Origin of the sequence: Cognatundibacterium luofuense, from assembly GCF_018139685.1 — a bacterium.
Classification (GTDB): domain Bacteria; phylum Pseudomonadota; class Gammaproteobacteria; order Burkholderiales; family Burkholderiaceae_D; genus Undibacterium; species Undibacterium luofuense.
Map to the genome: position 1 here is coordinate 1 of NZ_JAGSPN010000345.1, position 350 is coordinate 350.

Annotated in this window: 1 pseudogene; it reads left to right on the plus strand. The window is 54.0% G+C overall.

What is annotated here, in order from left to right:
* Positions 1-350: pseudogene (locus KDM89_RS20715) on the plus strand (valine--tRNA ligase); the annotation flags it as partial.

A 350-nucleotide genomic window follows, 5' to 3' on the forward strand; every position in this document is an offset into this window, starting at 1 on the left:
GTATCCGCAGCCAGCCGCAGCAAACATCAGCGAACAGGCTGAGGGCTGGATGTCTGCACTTAAGGCGATGACGGATGCCTGCCGTAATCTGCGTGGTGAAATGCAGTTGTCGCCCGCATTGCGCGTTCCTCTGTTAATGCAGGCTGCCAGTGCGGAAGACAAAGTCAGACTGCAGTCATTTGCCCCTTACCTGCAGGCACTGGCCAAACTGTCTGAAGTCCAGGTACTGGATGCTTTACCTGACTCTCCGGCACCTGTTTCTATCGTCGGCGAATCGAAACTGATGTTGAAAGTAGAGATTGATGTTGCCGCCGAACGTGAACGCCTGAGCAAAGAAATTACCCGTCTGG